This window comes from Haloarcula regularis, from assembly GCF_029338315.1.
Classification (GTDB): domain Archaea; phylum Halobacteriota; class Halobacteria; order Halobacteriales; family Haloarculaceae; genus Haloarcula; species Haloarcula regularis.
The window spans coordinates 2260760-2281372 of record NZ_CP119794.1 but is presented as its reverse complement, the minus strand read 5'-3'; the positions used below and the strand labels follow the sequence as shown (position 1 = coordinate 2281372).

The window sequence follows — 20613 nt, the reverse complement described above, 5'->3', positions numbered from 1 at the left end:
GGTCGAGATACGATGAGCGCAACGACGCGACGTTGCCCGGAGTGTGAGTGTGCAGTCGAGCAGGACGGTCACGAGGCGGTCTGTGCCGAGTGTGGCCTGGTCGTCGGCGAGGACCCTATCGACCGCGGCCCGGAGTGGCGGTCCTTCGAGGACGACGACACCGAGCGTGCCCGGACGGGGGCGCCACTGACCCGGTCGCGCCACGACCGGGGCTCTCGACGGAGATCGGCCGGTCGACCAGGGTCAAGGGCCGCAAGCGTCGGCAGCTGGCGCGCCTCCGCCGCGAGCACAACCGCGCGCAGGTCCGGTCCAAGCGCGAACGCAACCAGGTCTACGCCTTCACCGAGATACGGCGTATCGTCGGGTCGCTCGACCTCTCCGACGCTATCCGTGACCGGGCCTGCGTGCTGTTCGAGTCGGCCCAGGAGGCGGACCTGCTGCGCGGGCGCTCGCTGGAGGGGTTCGCCGCGGCCGGCGTCTATGCCACGTGTCGAACCGAAGGACTCGCGCGGACCGTCGAGGAACTGTGTGCGGTCGCCCGCGCTGACGAGTCGGAACTCCGGGCGGCCTACGACGCGCTCAACCGGGAGCTGGGGCTCCCGACGGGCCCCATCGACCCCCGCGAGTACGTCCCGCGGTTCGCGACCGAACTCGAATTACCCACGACAGTCAGAAAGCGGGCGGAGGAGCTGGTCGACGAGGCGCGCGACCGCGGACTCGTCGCCGGACGGAACCCCGCCGGGGTGGCGGCGGCGTGTCTCTACACTGCGGCCGGCGAGCGCGACGTCGACCTGACCCAGGCCGAGGCGGCCGACGTGGCCGACGTGACGCCGGTGACGCTGCGGGGACCTACACCGGCCTGCAGGACTGAACGGCGGCCGCGAGCGACTCGAAGGCGTCGGCGGCAGGGGAATCGGGCGCCGTCCGACGGACCGGCTGACCGGCCCGCTGGGCGCTCGCGACGGCGTCGCTCTCGGGGACGGTGACGACGGGTGCCCCGAAGCGGTCGGCAACGGCCGTCGTCTTCGGGTCCGGCCCGGCCCGGTTGAGCACCACCCGACAGAGCCCGGTGTCGAGCTCGCGGACGAGTTCGCGGACACGCAGGGCGTCTGCCAGCGCCGCGGCGTCTGGCGTCGTCACGAGGACCGCGGCGTCGGCGACCGAGAGCGGGACGCCGACGTCGGCCCGCAGGCCGGCCGGCGAGTCGACGACGACCCAGCGAGCCGTCCGCTCGAGGGTCGCCAGGACGTCGCCGAGTGCAGTCACGTCGGCCGCCCGCGCCCCAGCGAGCGAACGGCCACAGGGGACCATCGCGACCGGGCCCGCTTCCGAGACGGCCTCGAGCGGCGCCGCCCGGCCGGCGAGCACGTCGTGGAGGTCCGGACCGCGACCGGCCGGGAGGTCGGCCATCGCGAGGTCGCCGTCGACGACGACGCCGTCGAGCGCCGCCGCGAGGTTGTAGGCGACCGTCGACTTCCCGACCCCGCCCTTGCCGCCGGTGACGGTCAGGATCATGCGAGCCGTTCGAGGGTGTCGGTCTGAACCGTCGCCGCGGCCCGTCGCTCTGCGAGCGCCTCGGCGCGCCGGGCGATAGCCCGGAGCGTCCGGACGTCCGTTTCGTGCCGCTCGGCGAGGGCGCGCACCTCGTCCAGCCCGCCCGCCTCACGCACGGCGGTGCTCGCCGCCGCCAGCGTCTCGGCCTCCGTCGACGTCCCGGACTCCGCCAGTGCCTCGGCCCTGCGGACCCGTCGTTCGGCCGCCTCGAAGAACTCGGCGACGGGGTCCGGGAGGTCCCGGACCGTGTCGTCGACGGCCGCGGGCTCGCGGCCCGTCTCGCCGCCGCTCTGGACCGCCGGCGAAAGCGCGTCGGCGGGCGGCGACGGGTCGCCGAGGTCCCGGCAGACAGCCTCGGGCGTCTGTTCCACGTCACTGGTCGGTTCGGCGTCGGGGACCGGTGTGGCTTCGACCAGCTCGACCGCCGGGTCCACCGGCGGCGCTGGCGAAGCGTAGCCGAAGGCGTGCCGACCCGGGCCGACGACGGCCTCGAACCCGGTGTCGGTCCAGCCACACACCGGAAGGCCCTCGCGACGTGGCGGCCAGACCGGCCCGTCCAGTCGGTTCGCGAGGGTGATCCTGGTCGGTACAGCGACATCCGTCAGCGCCGCGGTGACCAGCGTGACGCCCTCCCGGGCCGTACACTCGCTTGCAAACGTGACCATACGCCGGGTGGTCGCCCGTTCGGATTTAAATCTCAGCACCGGACCACGGGCGCCGAGAGCTGCCGCGCGGCGGCCGCCGGACTGGCGAACCGGTCGACCTCGAGGACGACCGGTGCCTCGGTCCGGGCGACCCGAAGTGTAGCGAGCGCCGCGTCGACCGGCGGTGCGTCGAACGGATCCTCGGGGGTGGGGCCGGGAAGTGTCGCGAGCGATGCGCGAAACCTGCCCTCGAGCGAATCTACCAGGTGCGCCCGCGCCTCGCGCCGGCGGTTCGCCAGCTCGTCGGCCAGGCGCCGGCGCCGCTCCAGTTGCTGGCGGTACCCGCGGGCGGCATCGCGCCGTCGTTCGCGGGTCTGCCGGGCCGCGGTCCGTTCGGTCTCGCGTTCGGACAGGCGCCGCGCGGCCGCCCGGAGGTCCTCGCGTGGCTCGCTGGCGTCGCCCGCAGGGAGTCGCTCGTGGGCCCGGACGCGTCCTCGGTGTGTCGCGACGGCCTCCTCGAGCTCCCTGACGGCCCCCTCCGGGACCCGGCCCGTGCGGGCCGGGAGGTCCGGTCGGTCGGGGTCGAGGTCGGCGAGCCGTGCCCGCAGGTCTGCGATCGCGTCGTCCTGGGGCGCCGTCACGCCGCGGGACCGGGCCGCCGCCGCCAGTGCCGTCCTGGTCCGCAGGCCCATCCCCGGTCGGACGTGGCCCGCATAGCGATACACCGCCGCCGTGGCGGTGGGGGAAACCGCCGGCGTCAGGGCCTCCCCACGCACCGAACGCGCGACGGCAGCGCCGTCGACGTCGCTGGCCCGGAGATCCACGACACGGCCCTCGTGACAGGCCCCGCCGACCCGGAGCCTCACAGCGGTTCCTCCCGCATCGACGCCGGCGCGGGCAGGTCACGCCCGGCCGCGAACCGCTCGTACGGCGTCGCCGGCTCCGTCCGCTGCTCGTACGCGCGTGCGGCCTCGGCCACCCGCGCCGGGACGTCCTCGGGCCCGAACGGTTCGAGCCGCTCGACCCGGACCGCCAGGTCGTGTTTCTCCCGGAGGCGCAGTACCTGGAACGCACCGAACTCTGTCCCCTCGAACAGCGCCGCCCGTCCGAGTTGCTGGGCCACACACGACTCGTGTCGCCGACAGACGTTTCGCAGGTCCCGACGGGCGGCCCGCGAGTACGTGACGACCAGCAGCATCGATCGGTTGCAGTCGTGGCTAGGACTAAAATTATACTATTTTCTTCTGAATAATATCGGGCGAGCGCCCGCCCAGCGGCTCACCCGACCCGGCTGACCGAGAACTCCCCGGGGTCGTCGACGAGGGTGCGGACCCGCTCGCAGGCGGCCGATTCGGAGGGTGCCAAGACGACCAGGCCGTCGGCAGCGCCGGTGCCGGACGCCCGGTAGGCCTCGAGGTCGCCCTCGAAGTCGGTGGCGTAGGTGCGGAGGATACCCCTGACGTCGCGTTCGAGGTCGGACAGCGAGCACTCACCGTCCTCGAAGGCCGCGAGCGCCTCCTCGACGTTCCGCAGGGCGGAGATGCGGTCCATTATGTCGTCCGGAGGTGGTCGGTGCGGGGCTCGTAGACCTCGCCTTTCTGCTTGAGCTTCTCGATCTCGTGTTCGGCCTTGGACTCATCGATGCCGACCTCCTCGGCGCGCTCGACGACGATGTCGATGGGCGCGCCCTCGTCGTACTCGTCCTCGATGTCGGCGATGATACCCTTCAGGTTCTGGATGCGGTCGCGCTGGCTCTTGGAGGTGCCCGTTTCGACGACGTCGGCATCGAACTCGCCGGTCTCGGGGTCGATGCCGATCTGTTTCATACAGTAGAGCGCGATGTCGACCGCGCGTTCGGCGTCGTCCTCCTCGACGGTGTCGGAGAGACGAATCCGGGCGGAGGCCTCGGCCAGCCTGACCAGCGCCTCGAGCTTCCGGGCGGTCACCGGCACCGGGGCGTCCTCGTCTTGCCCCTTCAGACGGAGGTCGACGTAGAAGTCCTCGATGCGCTCTTTCGCCTCCTCGGTCATCGTCGGGAAGCAGTTGCGCTTCGCGTAGGCGATGTACTTGCGAAGCAAGTCCGGCTCGATGGTCGGCGCGACCTCCTCGGTGACCGTCTCGACCTCCTCCTCGGTGAAGTTCGAGGTGGCGTTCTCGGTGCGGTGGGTGTGCAGTTCGCCGGCGTAGTTCGTCTGGATGATGTGCGAGGCGAGGTTCCGGTCGGACTCCTCGTCGGGCTGGTCGGTGACCGTGAAGATGAGGTCGAACCGGGAGATGAGCGCCGGCTCCAGGTCGATCTGCTCGCCGATGGGCTCGTACTGGTCGAACCGACCGTACTTGGGATTGGCCGCGCCCAGTAGCGAGCAGCGACTCTTGAGCGTGGCGTTGATGCCGGCCTTCGAGACGCTGATCTCCTGCTGTTCGAGCGCCTGGTGCATCGCCGAACGGTCCTCGGAGTTGTGGACGACCATCCCGTTCGCGACGAAGTTGTGCGTCCCCGCGACGGTGAGGTCGTAGACGCTCGGCGCCTGCCGGGATTCGAGTTCGTCGAGCCGCGAGCGGAGCTGGTCGCGGACCGCGTCGATCCGGTCACGAGCGGCCCGCCGTACCTCGTCGAACCGATCCGTCTCGACGACGCCGCGAAGCCAGCGGGAGACGGTCGACTGGTCGACACCGACGTCGGCGGCGAGCGCCGCCCCCGAGATGCCGTACTCGTCGAGTCGTGAGCGGAGTGTCGCCCAGTCGTCGAGAGACGGATCCTCGGCGAGTCGCTGTCGAGCGACGTCGACGGCGTCGTCGGGCGGACAGCTCAGCAGTTCGGCCAGTTCCTCGCGGAGGAGTCGGATCCGGTCGTCGTCGACAGTCGCCGGGACCGTCTCAACGCTGTCGACGCGCCGCCACTTCACGTCGCCGTGGACGCGGTCGCGGAGCCGTTCGAGGTCGGTCGACGCGATCCCGGAGAGGATTGCGTCGAGTCGTGACTCGACCGTCGAGCGGAGGGCCGCATCCTCACCCCACCCGCTCGAGATCTGCTGTTGGCTGTACGCGGTTCCCGCCGCCAGTTCGGCCTGCGAGACGTGATAGCGCTGCCGGAGCGATTCGAGCCGGTCCCAGTCGGCCCCTTCCAGGCGCTCGCGGTCCACAGTCGCCTCGTGGCGCCGGGTCTCGAACCGTTCGAGGACGGTCCGAGCACATCGGAGCGAAACGTTCGCGTCCTCGTTCTCGAAGTTGCAGTAGGTCGCGTCGGAGAGGCCACACTCGGACTGGTGAAGACGGAGTGACGCACGGCAGTCGGCCAGCACCGAGCCACACCCGGGAATCACGTCGAGGACGGTCCGGTCCCCGGCGACGGTCTCGAGCACGTCGTCGAGCGACCGCTGTTTCCGGTCGAGCGTGAACCCGACGTGGCGGTCGAACGCCGCCAGCGAGTCGGCGTCGGTAATCGTCAACGTGTACACGTCTCGTCTGTCGGACCGCTTGCGCGTCTGTAGTTGCGAGGACACGCCCAACTCCAGCAACAGTTGCTTCGTCCCCAGCATGAGTTCGTAACTCGAGGAGTGGAGTCGGACGTTGCGCTCGTCGACCGACCCCTCGCTGTCGGCGAGCGCCCGGACGAACGCCGCCTTGGCCGTCCGGGACGACGCCGTGACAGACCCGGGGAGCCGCTTGCCGTCGTACGTCTCCAGGTTCATCCCCGCGTCGAGGACGGTGTCGGCGTACTGCTTGCCGGGGAGGCGAACGGTCTCGACGCCGTCCGCTCGCTGCTCGCTGGGCGGGCGAACCGGTTCGGCGTCGAAGGCGCTCCGACAGGCGCCCTCGAAATCGGCAAGCAGTTCCGCCTCGGCGTTGGTAAAGCGGATACCGTAGACGCCTTCCTCGCGGTCGTAATAGACGTTGCCGTCGCCGGCGAGGTAGCCGAGGACGGACGCCATGGCCGGCGAGACGGCGTCGCCGTCGGGTGGTGTCGGTGAGTCGCCGTCGGGCAGGGCCGCGACGCCGCCGTCGGCGGCTGGCTCGTTGAGGTCCCTGGGCACGTACACCCAGTCGCCGTGTTCGAGGTCCGCCGCGTGGCGTTCGCGTCGCTCGCCGTCCGCTCGGACGAAGAACGGGTGGTCCGCCGTCGCCGTCAGTCGCTCGCCCGTCGTGAGCGTGACGCGGGTCAGTTCGTCTGGCGCGTCGTATTCGTGGATAGCGGTCACGGGACGGGTGACGAGCCGTCCGTCGTCGGTCATCGTCCACACGCGCAGGTCACCGAACTCGCGGATAGTGCGCCCGTTCGCGAGGTCCTCGACGGTACCCGTCGCTGCGGCGTCGTGTGCGAGGTCCCGAATCCGTGAGATGCCGTCGGCCCGGTGGACGAGCGTGTCGCCGGTGACACACCGCATCTTGTCGAGCTCGTCGACAGCAGCGATACCCTGGTCTGCCAGGACGAGTGCCCCAGCCTCCAGCGTCCACTGCTGGCCGTCGCCGAAGTCGTCGCGGACCGCCGCGGCGGTGAGCCCTGCGCTCGAGGATCCCTTGCCCGAGGTGTAGACGGAGCGTGGGGCGATTTGTCGGATGTAGGATAGCATCTGTGAGTTGTGCGAGACGATGCCGTTCGAGAGATAGCTGTGCGTTCCCTCGACCTCGAGGTCGTAGACCCACTCCTCATCGGATTTGACGGGCTCGATAGACTCGATCCGGTCCCAGGCAACATCAGCAGTTGCGATAGTTCGGAGTCGCTTGACGTCGGTCGTGACCGAAAGTCCGCGGTCGATCCTTCGAATCACCGCCTCCTTCGCATCCTCCACACACCCTCCGTCCGGTATCGCGTCGTTTCGTTCGTAGTAGCTGACTGCCGTCTGTTCGACTCCCATCGCTGTTGCGAGGTCGTCCTGAGAGAGGTTCAGCTGTGCCCGAATGTCCTCGATATCCGTCCATTCTCCACCTGTGATCCGATCTTTCGTCTCACGGAGCCATTCGAGTCGCTGTTCGAAGGTGGCGACGACCTCGAGCAAACTGTCACGACTGGGGTTCCTGTCTCCACGCTCGTAGTGCTGATACGTCGTTCGCGGGATACCGCACTCGAACTGCGACAGTGCAAGCGATTCTCGGATTCGTTTGAGATCAGTCGAGAGATTTGGAACGATAGCAGTGTTCGAATTCTGCGGCGTCTCGTAGAACGACGCGGAGGCGGTCGATTTGCGTTCTGTCACGAAGCCGACCTGGTCGACGAAGGTGACGAAGTCCGTGCCGCTGATTCGGAGCCGATAGCTGCCCCCCTGTCTGGATTCGAAATGACTGGTAATCCCGAATGTGAGGAGGAGTGTCTGAACCCCTTCGAGCAATTCGCGGCTCATCGAGCCGACCGCGATCTCGCGTTCTTTCTTCGATACCGTCCCCTCACTGTCGATATACGCCCGGAGGAACGCGCGTTTGTTCGCAGGTGTCGCACGGAACAAACACTCCGGCACTCGCTGTTCGGCAGAGGGTTCCAGCATCGCCGGTTCTATTTCCCGGAAGAAGTCAATCAATTCGACGGACGAGCAACAGGCGAGTTCGACGTCTTCGTTGGTATGGTGAGGTCGTCTCGTCGCACGCAGCCCCAGTGACTCGACACACTCAAGGACATCCTCAATTATCTCTTCGTCCGCGTTGGTGACCGTGACGTCTCCGCTTGATTCGGTCGCGTTAATGTGCCCTTCGGCGATAACATATCCCATCAACCGAGCGAGCGGCGGTGTCACTTGCTCGGGAGTAGTCAGTGAGTTCGCATTATGGCGGTCGACGGTCCGGTGATGGACCTCCAGTGTGTTGTCCCACTCACCACGTAGCTGGCCCGGAACAGCGAGAAAGTCACCTTCAGATAGTTGGTCGGCTCGCCTCGCCGAAAGCGACATCTCCGACTGCACGAACAGGGGATGGGACGGTGTGACAGTTACTTCTCGTCCGCTTTGCGTTCTGATTTCGTACAGCGTTTCCGGCGCTTCGCGCTTCCAGACTTTCGTTGCTGTGCCGGTAGTAATCGAGCCGTCGTCATCGACGGTCTGTACTTCGAAATCTGTCTGCTGATACACTCCGTCGTCAATGCTGGTAGGGGCATCCAGACGGGACTCTACAAGATCTCCGATCTGACGCTCTGTACCGTCCGCAAGCGCCACCTTGCTGTCAAATTTTTGGCACTTACCCGTGCCAGGGTCACCTATCAGTAGCATGTGCAGGTCACCGCGGATGCGCGAGCCGTCGGGGAGGCTCTTGGTCACGCCGGAGAACAGCTGGATCATCATCGCGAGCTTCTCTTTCTCGTAGCCGTAGATGGAGGGTGCGATGGCCCCGACCATCTTGTCGTAGAGGTCGGGTTCGTTCGAGAGCTCGACGATCTCCTTTTTGTCCTCCTCGGTGATCTCCATCTCCTCGAACTGCTCGTCCTCGATCTCGACGCTGACGCCGTCCATGTAGATGTCGAACATCGGGGACTTCTCGCGGTCGTTGCCCTGCTGGTCGAGCTTGAGGACGCCGGTCACGCGGACGTGATCGCCCGCGGTAACGTTTCCGGTGATATCGTCCTCGATGTTGACGTCGATGGACTGGGGCGTCTCGCCGCCACGGAGGCCCTCGGGAGACTCCTGGACGCGGATCTTCTGGGCGTCGATGAACTCCGACTGGTCGGTGTTGAGCCGGAAGGGGCCCTGGCGCTCGCACCCCTGGCACTCGTGGGGTTCCTGGAAGTCGCCGGCGGCCTGGGGGATGCGGGTGAGGGTGCCACAGCGCTGGCACTCGAAGGCGGCCGTGAGCACTTTCGGCCGAACGTCCGTCGCCTTGCGGACGATGCCCTGGACGCTGATGAGGTTGCCGTGGTGCTGGTGGCGGATCTCCCGGATGTCCTCGGACTCGGGAGGTTGCGGACGCGGACGTGGGCCTGCCCGAGCGAGACGTCGACCGGGAGGTCGTACAGGCGCAGGGCCTCCTCGGCGTACTCCTGGAGTTGCTGCGGTTTGGTGCGGTAGTCGTCGGCCAGGTCCGGGTCGAACCGGTAGAGGTCCTGCCAGTCGATGTACAGGGACTTCTGGTCGTTGGGGTACTTCTGTGCGAGCTCACCGATCTCGTTGCGGTAGTAATCGCGGTAGAACTCCTCGAAGCGGTCGATGAGTTCGGTGTTCTCGGCGGTCGCCATCTGAGTGGACAGTGGTTGTGCCCGATAGCCTAAGAAGGTTCGCAAGCCGGGGCGAAAGTGGATCTCGCTCCAGTCGAACTCGGGGACTGCGGCCTGATCGACCGTGAAACGATGGGGTGGGTTGCTCGTAGCGGTCCTCGGTCATTGGATCAGATTTCAGAGGTCGCAGTCGTAGACTGAGTGGTGGTGCTTTATTGACTCAGCTTTGCACGTTAGCGTCGGAGAAGTCCGTAATCGGCATCAACTGTTCCTGCTGGCGCCTACGTCATGCTCCTACTTCAACGTGCAAAGCTGAGAGAATTAACACACTTCGATGCCTTCTCCGATTCAACTGATGTGTGACTGCTCTCAGCTACGGCCTTGTAAAGTCTGCCCCCCCCTCATCAGCCTTTTTCGTACCGGTATCCAGCGGAGAGCCGGGATTGTTATCATAATGGGATTCATTGTCATAGATCTTAACAGTCATTGTTTCATCGGAGTAAATATGGTCGTTAGCTTGATCGCTATCGCCGCCACTAAAAGTGAAGCTAACGTAAGTGTCAGTCTCTGAGACGTATCCTTTGGCCTCACCTGCGTCGCCCTCAGCTCCGCCTTGATCTAAATCATCATCATCGTCCACCACAACATAAACGTCCCCACCATCATCACCAACACCATTATCATTGGATTTGATGCTCGATAGCGATACAGATACTTTTCCATCCGAGTTCATCCAGGGGCCGCCGTTGATATCCCCCGTTATCCCGCCAATCGTGGCACTGGAGGGCTCTTTGTCGGGGCCAAACCTACCGACTTCGTTGTTGTAGTTGCTCGTCTCGTAGGCACGCACCTCGTAGTCGGTGTTATACAAGGTTTGGGAGCTGGAGAGAAGCGTCTGTTCTCCCGATCCACTGATAGTCGTCGTCGTGTACAAGGTGCCGTCCGTAAATATCCTGGCCTCGGCGCTGCCGCCTTGGAGTTGTTCGATATCGCTACTGACATCGACAGTGAGTCCATTGCCATCGGGTTGAATATCGCCACCAGTGATTATACCCGAAATCGAGTGGATCAGTCCCTCGTCTGGCACCTCGTACTCACCGAGCGTGGCGGTCTGCCCGCTGCCGTCGTCGGCCTGCCAGACGACCCGCAGGGTCTCACCTCTATCGACCTTCACGGTGGCGGAGTCACCCGCACTTATTTCGCCTGTTCCCCAATCGGTACCGCCGAACGACGTCTGTTCGGTCGCGGCTCCCGCGAACCGGACCTGTGACCCACTGAGTGAGTCTCCGTTGCTGTGTGTGACGGTTACCTCGCCGCCACTCGATTCGTACTCGAACTCGAAATTCGCACTCGGTACAGTACTATCGACGCTCTCTCCGATGCCAAGCGCGAACACCGATACGACGGCCCCCAATATCACCACGATAGCCACCATCAGGACGACCGAGATAACCGACGAGACGGCGTCGTCGGCCCCTAGTATATTATCCACCGTCACGTACACAGCAGAACTATTTTATTTACTATTCAATCTATCGATGATAATCAGCGTTACGTGGGGTGCTATAGAGCGTTCAGATGGGAGATTCAGTTCAACACGTGGGCGCTTGTTTCAAATCAGTAGTATACCGTCGATACTGATCAATTCCCGAAGTGACGACAGTCACAGGAGAATTGCTGTACGGTAGCCTCAATATATGGCCGAGAGATATGACGGACGATTCTGACCGCCACCCAACCGAGCAACTGTACCGCGAGCGAAGCGAGCAGTTTCACGGAATCGCCGCAGAGCGGCGATTCCGCCTTTTTCCCCACGTTTTTGCGAGGAGCCTTCCCACAGCGCGCTCACCGAGCGCGCGAGGAAAGGCGACGAAGTAAAGTGGTAGTGGGACCGCCCGGATTCGAACCGGAGGCAGACGGTCGCTCACTCCGTTCGCGCTGCGACTGCCAGGGTTCGAATCCGCGGTCGTCCCAGGAGTACCGAGACGCGTCGCTCGGACACGGAGGTCCCCGCTGGGTCTCGGAAGAACGTGGGACCGCCCGGATTCGAACCGGGGTCACGGGCACCCAAGGCCCGGAGTATACCACTAACCCACGGTCCCGCATCTCAGTATCCCATGGTCACGGAGTAAAGGGTTTCGTTGCGGGGCCGCCCGTGTCACGTGGGCGCGAGGCCCCAGAAGAAGGCGATGCCGAGGGTCGTGACGACGGCGAAGAGAGCCTGGAGCGGCGCGCCGACCTTCAGATAGTCGGTGAAGCGGTAGCCGCCGGGACCGTAGACCAGCAGGTTCGTCTGGTAGCCGACGGGCGTCATGAACGCCGTCGAGGCGGCGAAGGTCACGGCGAGGACGAACGCGAAGGCGTTGGCACCGAGTTGCTGGGCGGCCTCGACGGCGACGGGGATCATCAACACCACGGAGGCGTTGTTCGAGATGACGTTGGTCAGCAGCGCGGTGACGACGTACATCAGACCCAGTGCGACGATAGCCGGGAGGCCGGGCGCCGCGAGGACGAACAGGTCCGCGAGCAGGTCCGCCCCGCCGGTCTCCTGGAGCGCGACGCCAAGCGGGATGACGCCCGCGAGCAGGAAGATGACGTCCCACTGGACGGCGTCGTACAGTTCCTGGGGTTCGAGACAGCGCGTGACGACCATCGCCACGGCACCGGCGAGCGCGGAGACGACAATGTGGATGGGCGTGAGGGCGGCGACGCCGACGACGGCGGCGACGATGCCGACGGCGACGGGGATCTTCTCGCGGCGGAAGTCGGGGCGTTCGACCTCCTGGGCGACGATGAAGTCGCGGTTGACGTTGAGACGGTCGATGCTCTCGGGCGTGGCCTGGACGAGCAGCGTGTCGCCGATGCGCAGGCGGACCCGGTCCATCCGGCGGCGGTACAGTTCCTCGCCGTGGCGCAGGGCCAGCACCGTCGCGTCGTAGCGCTGGCGGAAGTTCGAGGTGACCAGCGTCTGCCCGATGAGCGACGAGCCCGGCGCGACGACCACCTCGACGAGGTTCTGGCGCTCGCTCGCACTCTCTAACTCCTCGTCGTCGACCTGTACCTCGGGGATGAGGTCCAGGCCCTCGGCGTCAAGCAGTTCGACCAGGGTGTCCCGGTCGGTCCGGACAGCGAAGACGTCGCCGGCCTGGATTCCCTTGGGGCCGAGCGGTTCGAGGAACGTCCGCCCGCCACGGACCAGCTGGATGACGTCGACGTCGAACTCCGTCTCGGCCAGGGCCTCCTGGACCGTCTCGCCGACGAGCGGGGAGTCCTCGCGGACGACCACCTCGGTGAGGTACTCGCCCATCTCGAACTCGGCCGTGAGGTCGTCCTGGACGTCGATGCGGCCGGGCACCAGGTAGCGCCCGACGGTCAGCAGGTAGACGACGCCGACGACGGTGACGACGGCGCCCAGCTGGGTGAACTCGAACATCCCGAAGGGGTGGTCGAGCAGCTCCGCCGAGATCTGGGAGGCAAGGATGTTCGTCGAGGTGCCGATGAGGGTCAGCATCCCGCCGAACATCGAGGCATACGAGAGCGGCAAGAGGAGTTTCGACGGCGACACCTTGCCGTTGTGGGCGATGTCGGTCACCATCGGCAGGAGGATGGCGACCGCGGCGGTGTTGTTGATGAATCCGGAGATGGGCGCGACGAGGCCGACGGTCGCGCCCAGCTGCCGGGACTCGTTCTCGCCGGTCAGGGTCGCCAGGCGGTGCCCGAGCATCTGAACGATGCCGGTCCGCTGGACGCCGTCGGAGAGGATGAACATCGCGAGGACGGTTATCGTCGCCGTCGACGCGAACCCGGAGAGGCCGCGTGCGAGCGGCGAGACGCCGTCACCGGGCCGGTGAAGGACGTATATCGGGCCGGTCAACAGGCCGGCATCGGCGGCGACCGCGGTCACCGGTTCGACCAGCATCAGCGTGACCATGACGGCGATAGCGGTCACGTCGACCGGCAGCGCCTCCGTCGCGAACAGCGCCAGCGCGGCCAGAATGACGACGAACACGAACGCCATGCCCGGTGTGACGGGTCCAAGTACCACGTCGGGTACGAGCGATGCCAGTAGCAAAAGGATACGGGTACGGGAGCGGGACGGGGGCTACGCGACGTCGCCCCGGCCGATGTCCTCGAGCAGCGCCTCGTAGCTCCGCTCGAAGACCGCGGTCTGCCGGAGCGAGTTCTCGGCGACCGTGAACACGGGCACCGCCAGCGGGTCGGTGTCGGTGGCGACGACGACAGCCGCCCCGTGATCGGTCGCCTCGGTCCACTCGCCGTCGACCGTACGCACCAGCACCTCGCCGAAGTAACTCCCGAGCTCGGTGACGAGACTCGTGAACGCCCGGTCGTCGAAGTCCGCCTCGGCGCCGAACGTGGCGTCCCGGAACCGGCCGGCGTCCCACTCGCCGTCGACGAGCGCGTCGAGTCGGGACAGCGAGTCGGGGTCGAAGTCCAGGTCGTGCTCGCTCCAGAACGCGGCGAACTCCTGGGCCGTATCGGCGTACTCGGCCCGCAGGCCGTCGCCCGCGGTCGGGTCGGCGTCCGGCGCGTCCGCGGGCCCGGCCGGCTCCGCGGCCGGGGCGTCGCTCCCGAGGTCGATGCCGCCACCCGAGGGGGCGGAGGTGTCCGAAGCGTCGGGCGTCTCGACGGCCACGTCGTCCCCTGCCCCGGCGGCCTCGGACTCGGCCTCGGCCTCGGCGATGAAGGCGGTCGCCGGCTCGTCGGACTGCTGGTCCGTCTCCGGGTCGGGGGTGACGGGTTCCGTGTCAGCCTCGGCTGTGACATCGCCGGCCGTCTCTCCCGCCGCCGCTACCGTGGCATCGTCGGCCGCGACACCGTCGGCTGTCGTGTCGCCCCCGTCCGAACTACCGGCTGCTGTGTCGTCCGCCGCTGGGCTCGCGTCGGGTATCGACGCCCCGGCGGAGACGTCCGGGGCCGCACCGTCGCCACTGGTCGCGTCGTCCTCGGTGGCCGTCTGGGCGCCCGATTTCGGGGCGGCCGCCGGGTCACTCGCCCCCTCCTCGGGACCCGCCTCGGGTTCGGGTGCCGTGGACAGGCCGTCCGCGTTCGCGTCGGCCCCGAGCGCGAGCTCCGCCTCGAGACGCTCGACGATGGCCGCGAACACGGGGTCGCCGTCGAGCGAGCGGGCGGCGATGTCGAAGACGGCGACGGTCACCTCGTCGTCGGGGCCGGCGACGGTGACCCCCCAGCCCTCGTCGCGCGTCCAGGCACCGTCGTACGCGCGGACGAGCACCTCGCCGAGGTAGCTCCCGTACCGCAGGGCCGGGTCCGCGTACGTCGTCGGGGCCGCCGCGTCGTCGGCCGTCTCGGGGTCGGACAGCGACGCCACGTGGCTGTCGAGGTGGGCGAGCGACCCGCGCGAGAAGTCGAGACCGTCGGCGTCAGCGACCGACTCGGCCCGCGTACGGAAGTCCGTCGGGTCGAGCGTGGTGCTGTCCCGCAGCGACGACGCGTCGTCCCCGGCGTCGTCGGCCGACCCGCCGACGGCGTTCCTGATACTGTCGAACAGCCCCATGGAATCCGGAAGGAGACGGCCCTACAAGAAGGTACGGCCGTCCCGTCAGCGAAGCGGGAGGTTCAGTGCTCGTCGCGCAGCTCCATCCCGGCGACGATGTCGTAGGGGTCCAGCCCCTTGCGGATGCCGTCGAGCAGCTGGAACGCCTCGTCGGGCGCGAGGAAGTGCCGGGTGACCGCACGACCAAGCGGCGTCGGTTCGAGGCCGTCGATGAACTCGTACTCCAGCAGCTTGCCCAGCGCGTGTTTCGTCGGCACCTCGCCGACCATCCGGTCGTTGAGCGCCTTGGCCTTCTTGCCGGCGACGGTGACGTTCGCCAGCGTCTCCTCGACGGCCGCGCTCTCGTCGTACCGGGTTACCACCGGTTCCATCTCGCCTTTCAGGAGCTTGAACGCCACCTCGTCCTCGGTCATCTCCATGCTGTTGTGATAGGAGCAGTCGGGTTCGACCAGCAGGTAGACGGTCCCCTTGTCGTGGTAGTCGGGTCGGCCGGCGCGGCCGAGCATCTGCTCGAACTCCTGGACGGTGAGCCACTCGATGCCCATCGCCAGCGAGTCGAAGACGACCTGCGAGGCCGGGAAGTCAACGCCGGCGGCGAGCGCCGCGGTGGTGACGACCGCCGCGATGTCCTGGTCGGCGAAGCGTCTCTCTACCTGCTGGCGCTTGCGGTTGTCGAGCCCCGCGTGGTACGGTGCCGAGCTGTACTCCAGTTTCCGGGAGATCTGGTGACAGCGCCGCCGGGAGTTCGTGAAGATGATGGTCTGGCCGCGGTAGCCCTTGCTCGATTTCGTGTCGAAGGCCCGCTTGACGAGCTTATTCTCGGTGTCTATCTTCTCACGCCCGTCCGCGAACGTGACGTGGCGCTCGATGGGGATGGGGCGTTCCTCGAACTCCACGAGGTTCGCGCGCAGTTTCCGGGCGAGCTGGCCGGGGTTGCCGACCGTCGCCGAGAGGTATATCCACTGCGTGTCGTCGCTGGCCGGCGACCCGCCGGTTTCACAGTAATGTTTCAGCCGGGAGATGAGGCCGTCGAGGCGGTGACCGCGCTCGTCCTCGCCGAGCGTGTGGACCTCGTCGATGACCACCGTTCCGATAGTCCCGAGGTCCTTGCCGGTCCGGAGCGCGTGGTCGATACCTTCGTAGGTACCGACGATGACGTCCGCCCCCGGGTCGAAGCGGCCACCATCGTCGGAGATGCGACTGGCGCCCACGCGCAGGGAGACGTCGACCATGTCGCCGTAGCGGTCGCGGAAGGACTCGTACTTCTGGTTCGCCAGCGCGACGAGGGGGACGAGAAACAGCATCTTGCCCTTGTTGTTCAAGACGCGGTCCAGGCCGGCCATCTCGCCGACCAGCGTCTTGCCCGTCGCCGTCGCCGAGACGATGAGCTGGTCTGTCCCGTCGGTCGCGCCGTGTTCGACCGCGAGACTCTGGACCGGCAGGAGCGTGTCGAACCGCGACTCTAAATGCTGCTGGATGCCCGGATGCAGCGACAGCGAGTCCGTGGGCACGAGATCGATGTCGTCGACGGTCGCGGATATCTCGTCGAACTTCGTGAGGTCGGGGTCCAGGTTGCCCGACAGCAGGTTCGTGATGCGCTCTAGGTCCTGGACCTCGAGGAGCAACTCCTCCAGGCGGTCCCTGGCGTCGCTGGTTATCGCGCCGTTGAACGCCAGTTCCCGGTCCAGTTCCTCTTTCGCGCAGTCGGGACAGATCTGTTCGCCGTCGGCCTCGATGGCCGTCTCGCTCGTTATCGGGGCGTACCGGCCGGCGTCGGCACAGAACCGGCAGGTCCGGACGACCTTCGCCTCGAGCTGGTAGGCGTCGAGCATCTCCCTGGCGCGCTCACGCGCTCGGGGCGAGGTCTGTTCGGAGATGCGGATGCGGGCTGCACGGCGCGCGATGTCGACGAACTGGTCGGGCGACCGGAGGTCTTCGCTCGTGCCGTCCTTGATGCGGAGCCGCCGCGGGCGTGGCCCCGTGCCGGTCTCTTTGAGCTCTAAGACGCCCTGGAACAGGCGCCCCCCGTCGCGCTGGCCGACGACCCGGAACTCCTCGCCGCGCTCGTGGAGAAAGAGGGTATCGACCTGTGCAGCCTGCTGGGACACGCCCCAAGGTAGGACCGGCGACCTACTTCAGTCACTCGACACGCCACAGCGCGTTTAAGTCGCCTGGCCGACAACATCAGGTATGCGCCGGTTCCGCATCGGGAGCGCGTTCGGGATCCCCATCCAGCTCGACCTCACCTTCCTGCTGGTGTTACCCCTGTTCGCCTGGATCATCGGGACGCAAGTCGAGCAGACGACCGGGTTCCTGAACGAGGTGCTCGCCGCCGGGCTCGACCCGACGATGCTGGCGAGTGGCAACCTCGTGTGGGTGCTCGGTGTCACCGCCGCCGTCGGCCTGTTCGCCGGCGTCGTCCTCCACGAACTGGGCCACTCGCTGGTCGCGATCCGGTATGGCTACCCCATCGACTCCATCACGCTCTGGCTCTTTGGCGGCATCGCCCAGCTCACCAAGATGCCCGAAGACTGGAAGCAAGAGCTCGCCATCGCCATCGCGGGGCCCGTCGTCAGCGTCGTGCTGGGGGGCCTGTCTTACGTGGCGTTCGTCGTCATCCCGGGGACGCAGTCGGTCGTCCTCGAGGCCCTTCGGTTCGTCCTCGCGTACCTCGCGCTGATGAACGTCGCACTGGCCATCTTCAACATGCTCCCGGGCTTTCCGATGGACGGCGGCCGCGTCCTCCGGGCGCTGCTGGCCCGCCGGCGACCCTACGCCCAGGCGACCAAGATCGCCGCCGAGGTGGGCAAGGTCTTCGCCATCTTCCTGGGCCTCTTTGGCCTGTTTGTCGCCGGGAACATCTTCCTGGCCGGCCTGGCCTTCTTCATCTACATCGGGGCGGCCGGCGAGGCCCGACAGACGTCGATGCGGGCGGCCTTCGAGGGCGTCACCGTCCAGGACGTGATGACGCCCGCCGACCACGTCACCTCGGTCAGCCCCACGATGTCCATCCGCGAGCTCATCCGGACGATGTTCGAGGAGCGCCACACCGGCTACCCAGTCGAGAAGGACGGCGACGTCGTGGGCCTGGTCGCACTCGAGGACGCCCGCGCCGTCCGCGAGGTCGAACGCGACGCCTACACCGTCGGCGACGTGATGACCACCGAGATACTCACCGTCGCGCCCGACCTGCCCGTGATGGACGCGCTGACCGAACTCCAGTCAAACTCCGTCGGCCGCCTGCTCGTCACCGACGCCGACGGCGAGTTCCTGGGCCTGCTGACCCGCTCGGACATCATGACCGCGCTCTCTATCATCAAGTCCAGCAACGAGTACGGCTCGCTGAGCGGGTCCGAGTCACAGACGATACGGCCCGAACCCTGACCTGCTAGCCAACACTGGCCCGGACGGCCGGCCCCCGATCGATGCCAGCCCGCCAGCACAGCTCGGCCCGCGAGACGTAACCGAACTCCGCCCGCCGGTGACAGGCCGGACACAGCGTGACGACGTTCTCGAGGGTGTGTGCGTCCCGGACCGTCAGGACCGGCAGTTCGGCGAAGAGCCGCACGGGAACGACGTGATGGACGTCGGGATTCCGGCCGAGGTCGTCGGCGTCGGTGCCACAGAGGACACACGCGTGGTCGTCCCGTTCGAGCGCTCGCTCCCTGACCTCGCGCCAGCCCGGCCCGTAGTCGCCGACGTCCCCGCCGCGCCAGTTCGGGTGGCCCTCGCCCGTGAACGCGTCCGAGAGCCACTCGGCGTGGCACTCGCGGCTACAGAGGGTGACCTCGCCCGTCACCTGACTCGGATATCGCTCGACCCGAGCGTCACAGACGTCACACGAGAGTGTCAGGGTGCCGCCCTGCCACGAGTGATGGTCCGCCCCCGACTGTTCGGGTGGGTTGCGCCACGCTGCGGTTTCGACGCACTCCGGACAGTAGAGCCCCTCCTTCTCCGAAGGATAGTAGTCGAACGACGCCCCACAGATGTCGCAGTCGGTCTCCTGCTTGCCGCCCCGGAAGTTCGGGTTGTCCGAACCAGTCTGCGAGACGGCCGTCTCGCGGCAGTCATCCGAACAGTACCGCTTGGAATACTCACAGTAGAAGGCCGTACCGCATTCGTCGCACGTTCGGTTCGGGAGGCGCTCGTCGTGTGCCTTGCTGTGGTGTACCCCGAGTCCTCGCCGAGAATCGAACGGTGCTCCACAGGTCGGACATTCGTGGTCAGGCATATTCATCCAGTTGTTCCGGCGTGAAACTAAATCCGGTCCAACCGGAGTGAAAGTGGAACTGAAATCGGAGCCCGATGCTGGGCGAGAAGTGTCAGAAGAATTATAGTCCGGGTGCGGGAATTGAACCCACGTCTCAGCCACCACAAGGCTGAAGGATACCACTACCCCAACCCGGACGCGCCTGCTGAGGCAGTCTAAGATACCCCGCTGCCACAGAAATACGTTACGACTCCGGGGTGGCTTCGAGACGCTTTTACACGGTCGTCGCTTACGACCCGCCACGCGTGGCCATCACGGACAAGATATACGTCAAGAACCACCAGCAGCTCCGCTCGCAGCTGGAGACGAACTTCCCGAAGGGGGCGTTCAAGGGGGCGACGCTGGACGTCCTCTTCCAGGGCGAGGGCCTGGCGAAGCTCGACGAGGCCTCCCGCGAGCGGGTGCTGGACTTCGCGGAGGACTTCTTAGACTGTGATTGTGAGGCCAGTCCACACTGTGGCTGCCCCGAGCGGAAGTTCGTCACCTATCTGCTGGAACTGCGCGAGCAGGGACTGGGGCCGGACGCCATCGTCGACGTGATGAGCGACGACTACATGGTGTACGCGTATCCGGGCGACGTCCTCTCCTTCCTGGACGACTCGGTCCGGACGCTCGAGGCGATCGAGACGCTGGCGGACGTCGACGGGCGACACGAGGTCGCCGAGACCGTCCAGGAACGGCGAAACCGGCTGGTCTGAGGGGGCCGCTCGACGGAGCGTCGGTCGGCGCAAATCGGCTCACTCGGCGTCGATTCGCTCGACGGTATCGTGGCCGCACTCGGGACACTCGTCGTGGGCGGTGTAGAAGCGCGCCTCGCAGGCCGGACACCAGTGTGTCGCCTCCTCGCGCGAGGCGGACTCGGCCTCCTGTTTGAACTCCTCGACCTTCTTGCCGAGCCGGTTGAACAGACTCATTGTGCCCAATTAGCTCACGGAGCGGGATAAGCCTTCGAGCCGGCGGGAGAGCGGGAGAGAACGCGGGGAGAACGGTCCCGGGACGGCGCGAGCGGGCTCAGCGGTCGTCGAAACTGCCGATGCGGTAGGAGGCGTCTTCCTCTTCACCCTCGTCTAGGTCCTCGAGGTGGATGACCTCGTCCTGGTCCATCTCGTCGAGCTGCTGGCGGAGTTTCGTCACGTAGCGTTTGTGCTCTTCGAGCTGTTCCCGGAGGTGTTCGGCCTCGAGTTCGAGGCGTTCGTGTTCCCGGATGAAGCTCTTGGGGACCTCGACTTTCGGCGGGAAACTCTCCGTGCTGGACTCCTGTGCGGCGTCCTCGAGTTCGTGTTCGGGCGCGACTTTCACCTGGCCGTCGTGGGCCACGAGCGTGTCGACGTAGTCGCGAAACACCGCCGACAGCGAGATGTCGCGCTCCTCGGCGATCTCGCGGAGCGTCTCGAACTTGTCCTCGCTGACGCGAAAGGAGATCGTCTTGTTTGTTGCCCATGGTTAGCTCCTATTCGTCGCTCTTCGTATTTAATCG

At 66.5% G+C, this 20613-nt stretch carries 14 protein-coding genes, 2 tRNA genes and 2 pseudogenes; 3 read left to right on the top strand and 15 right to left on the bottom strand.

Features of this window, described 5'->3' with window-relative positions; genetic code table 11:
- Window positions 1-12 precede the first annotated feature (12 nt).
- A pseudogene (locus P1N55_RS12275) lies at window positions 13-871 on the top strand (transcription initiation factor IIB).
- On the opposite strand, the gene P1N55_RS12270 reads toward P1N55_RS12275, so the two are convergent.
- The 11 genes and pseudogenes from P1N55_RS12270 to P1N55_RS12215 all read right to left on the bottom strand — a co-directional run bounded on the left by P1N55_RS12270 (window position 850) and on the right by P1N55_RS12215 (window position 16974).
- The gene (locus tag P1N55_RS12270) at window positions 850-1515 is read right to left on the bottom strand and encodes a MinD/ParA family ATP-binding protein (protein ID WP_276275860.1); all 666 of its coding nucleotides are present in this window, start codon (window positions 1513-1515) and stop codon (window positions 850-852) included. The pseudogene P1N55_RS12275 and the gene P1N55_RS12270 overlap by 22 nt on opposite strands.
- Window positions 1512-2219: a DUF7857 domain-containing protein gene (locus tag P1N55_RS12265; protein ID WP_276275859.1), complete on the bottom strand. Its 708-nt coding sequence runs from the start codon at window positions 2217-2219 to the stop codon at window positions 1512-1514. The genes P1N55_RS12270 and P1N55_RS12265 overlap by 4 nt, the downstream gene beginning before the upstream one ends.
- 32 nt (window positions 2220-2251) lie before the next feature.
- The gene (locus P1N55_RS12260) at window positions 2252-3064 is read right to left on the bottom strand and encodes a DUF7856 family protein (RefSeq protein WP_276275858.1); all 813 of its coding nucleotides are present in this window, start codon (window positions 3062-3064) and stop codon (window positions 2252-2254) included.
- Window positions 3061-3396, bottom strand: coding sequence for a DUF7855 family protein (locus P1N55_RS12255; RefSeq protein WP_276275857.1), 336 nt, complete (start codon window positions 3394-3396; stop codon window positions 3061-3063). The genes P1N55_RS12260 and P1N55_RS12255 overlap by 4 nt, the downstream gene beginning before the upstream one ends.
- Window positions 3397-3476: 80 nt before the next feature.
- Window positions 3477-3749, bottom strand: a complete 273-nt coding sequence (locus P1N55_RS12250) for a DUF7854 family protein (protein WP_276275856.1) — start codon at window positions 3747-3749, stop codon at window positions 3477-3479.
- Window positions 3749-9351 (bottom strand): annotated as a pseudogene (locus P1N55_RS12245) (LAGLIDADG family homing endonuclease). Before P1N55_RS12245 ends, P1N55_RS12250 begins: the two are co-directional and overlap by 1 nt.
- 352 nt (window positions 9352-9703) lie before the next feature.
- On the bottom strand, window positions 9704-10834 hold the full coding sequence (locus tag P1N55_RS12235; RefSeq protein WP_276275855.1) for a type IV pilin N-terminal domain-containing protein: 1131 nt from the start codon (window positions 10832-10834) through the stop codon (window positions 9704-9706).
- 527 nt (window positions 10835-11361) lie between these two features.
- Window positions 11362-11432 (bottom strand) — tRNA-Pro (locus P1N55_RS12230).
- 56 nt (window positions 11433-11488) lie between these two features.
- Window positions 11489-13348 (bottom strand): SLC13 family permease, encoded by a 1860-nt coding sequence (locus P1N55_RS12225; RefSeq protein WP_276278723.1) that lies wholly within the window; start codon window positions 13346-13348, stop codon window positions 11489-11491.
- Window positions 13349-13432: 84 nt separating this feature from the next.
- Window positions 13433-14866: a hypothetical protein gene (locus P1N55_RS12220; RefSeq protein WP_276275854.1), complete on the bottom strand. Its 1434-nt coding sequence runs from the start codon at window positions 14864-14866 to the stop codon at window positions 13433-13435.
- Between the two features lie 62 nt (window positions 14867-14928).
- Window positions 14929-16974 carry a DEAD/DEAH box helicase gene (locus P1N55_RS12215; protein WP_276275853.1) on the bottom strand — a complete coding sequence of 682 codons (2046 nt, stop codon included), beginning with the start codon at window positions 16972-16974 and terminating at the stop codon, window positions 14929-14931.
- A gap of 82 nt (window positions 16975-17056) precedes the next feature.
- On the opposite strand from P1N55_RS12215, the gene P1N55_RS12210 reads away from it, so the two are divergent.
- On the top strand, window positions 17057-18250 hold the full coding sequence (locus P1N55_RS12210) for a site-2 protease family protein (protein ID WP_276275852.1): 1194 nt from the start codon (window positions 17057-17059) through the stop codon (window positions 18248-18250).
- Window positions 18251-18254: 4 nt separating this feature from the next.
- Here P1N55_RS12210 and P1N55_RS12205 read toward each other — a convergent pair whose 3' ends face one another.
- The gene (locus P1N55_RS12205) at window positions 18255-19097 is read right to left on the bottom strand and encodes an HNH endonuclease (protein WP_276275851.1); all 843 of its coding nucleotides are present in this window, start codon (window positions 19095-19097) and stop codon (window positions 18255-18257) included.
- Window positions 19098-19202: 105 nt separating this feature from the next.
- A tRNA-His gene (locus P1N55_RS12200) sits at window positions 19203-19273 on the bottom strand.
- 108 nt (window positions 19274-19381) lie between these two features.
- Between P1N55_RS12200 and P1N55_RS12195 the strand changes: the two genes are divergently transcribed.
- Window positions 19382-19834 carry a DUF5814 domain-containing protein gene (locus tag P1N55_RS12195; protein ID WP_276275850.1) on the top strand — a complete coding sequence of 151 codons (453 nt, stop codon included), beginning with the start codon at window positions 19382-19384 and terminating at the stop codon, window positions 19832-19834.
- Window positions 19835-19873: 39 nt separating this feature from the next.
- Here the strand turns inward: P1N55_RS12195 and P1N55_RS12190 are convergent, their stop codons facing one another.
- Together P1N55_RS12190 and P1N55_RS12185 are read right to left on the bottom strand one after the other, a co-directional pair.
- Window positions 19874-20050 carry a hypothetical protein gene (locus P1N55_RS12190; protein WP_276275849.1) on the bottom strand — a complete coding sequence of 59 codons (177 nt, stop codon included), beginning with the start codon at window positions 20048-20050 and terminating at the stop codon, window positions 19874-19876.
- 97 nt (window positions 20051-20147) lie between these two features.
- Window positions 20148-20558 (bottom strand): CopG family transcriptional regulator, encoded by a 411-nt coding sequence (locus P1N55_RS12185; protein WP_276278722.1) that lies wholly within the window; start codon window positions 20556-20558, stop codon window positions 20148-20150.
- Between the last annotated feature and the right edge of the window lie 55 nt (window positions 20559-20613).